2 protein-coding genes are annotated in these 1477 nt (G+C 32.4%); both read left to right on the top strand.

Annotated features, from left to right (window positions below; genetic code table 11):
* The first annotated feature begins 48 nt into the window (after positions 1 to 48).
* Positions 49 to 579 (top strand): helix-turn-helix domain containing protein, encoded by a 531-nt coding sequence (locus BN3004_RS00020; protein ID WP_058259269.1) that lies wholly within the window; start codon positions 49 to 51, stop codon positions 577 to 579.
* A complete protein-coding gene (locus BN3004_RS00015; protein WP_148344886.1) occupies positions 474 to 1436 on the top strand; it encodes an IS3 family transposase in 963 nt (320 codons plus the stop codon). Before BN3004_RS00020 ends, BN3004_RS00015 begins: the two co-directional genes overlap by 106 nt.
* Positions 1437 to 1477 lie beyond the last annotated feature (41 nt).

Here is a 1477-nt window from a genome sequence, read left to right as displayed (position 1 = left end):
TTTGTACTGCCCCCTTAAATCCGGACACGGAAATAAGGGGGTATTTTAATGAAAAAAATAACATATGAAGAGAAATTAAAAATAGTAAAAGAAAACCAAGAAGGATATGGACAAATTTATCTATCGAAAAAATATGGGATATCTAAAGATACAATTCGAAATTGGATTCAGTCATATGGAATGTTTGGTGAAGAAGGCCTCAAGAAAAGTATTAAAAATAGTTCATATAGTGGAGAATTTAAATTATCTGTGATAGAATATAGGAAAATAAATGGTCTATCCTACAAAGAAACTGCAGAACACTTCAAAATCAAACAGCCATCCACAATAGCTGTCTGGCAAAGGAAGTATAAAGAAAAAGGTTTTGAAGGTTTATGTGGGAAGAGAGGAAGGCCAAAGAAACTAGGAGATTCTAATATGAGCAAAGATAAGATAAATGAATTTACCCCTTCAGAAAAAGAAGAGTTAATTAAATTAAGACAAGAAAATCTATACCTAAAAGCAAGGCTAGAATACGAAAAAAAACTGGAAGCCTTAGTTCAAAAGAGATTGCAAAAAACAAAGAAAAGACCAAAATAATTTTTGAACTAAGGCAAAAATACAAGAAATTACCTTTAAAGTATTGGCTAGAGACTGCTGATTTGCCAAAAAGCTCTTACTATGAATGGGAGAAGAAACTACAGGAAGTAAATACAAAAGAAGCCAAAGATATTGAAAGAGTAAAGAGAGTAGTTGAAGAATCCAAAAGAAGATATGGCTACAGAAGAGTGTGCTTACAACTAAAAAAAGAAGGCATAATTATGAACCATAAAAAAGTTCTTAGAATCATGAAAGAAAACAATCTCTTATGTAACAAGTATGGCTTAAGAAGAAAAGCCTACTCATCATACAAAGGCAATGTAGGTAAAGTTGCTAAAAATAATTTAAATAGAGACTTTTATGTGGATAAGATAAATACAGTATGGGTAAGTGATGTAACAGAGTTTAGAATAAGAAATTCGGAAATAAAACTCTACCTATCTCCAATAATGGATCTGTATAACGGAGAAATAATTTCCTACAGCATAAGCAAATCTCCAACAGTAGAGTTCACACTAAAGTCATTAAAAGACGCAATACAAACCATACCTGTAAAGCATAACTTAATGATCCACACCGATCAAGGCTTTCATTACCAACATAGGAGTTGGGTATATACACTTGAAAAATATGGGATCAAACAGAGTATGTCTAGAAAAGGAAATTGCCTAGATAATTCACCCATGGAAAATTTCTTTGGATTGTTAAAACAAGAGATGTTTTACTGTGAAAACTACAAAACTATTGAGGAATTAGAAGCTGCTATTAGAGAATATATTGACTGGTATAACAACAAGAGAATAAAGACAAAATTAAACGGCCTGTCACCTGTTGAGTACAGGTTACAAGCCGTGTAATAAACGCGGTTATTTTGTCCGGGTTTGTGGGTGCATATCAC

Source organism: Fenollaria timonensis (assembly GCF_001457835.1).
Taxonomy (GTDB): domain Bacteria; phylum Bacillota; class Clostridia; order Tissierellales; family Peptoniphilaceae; genus Fenollaria; species Fenollaria timonensis.
This window is presented reverse-complemented; position numbering and strand designations above follow the sequence as displayed.

Excerpts from the sequence above, each read along its gene's own strand:
- BN3004_RS00020 (WP_058259269.1), top strand. The coding sequence starts at position 49 with ATGAAAAAAATAACATATGAAGAGAAATTAAAAATAGTAAAAGAAAAC.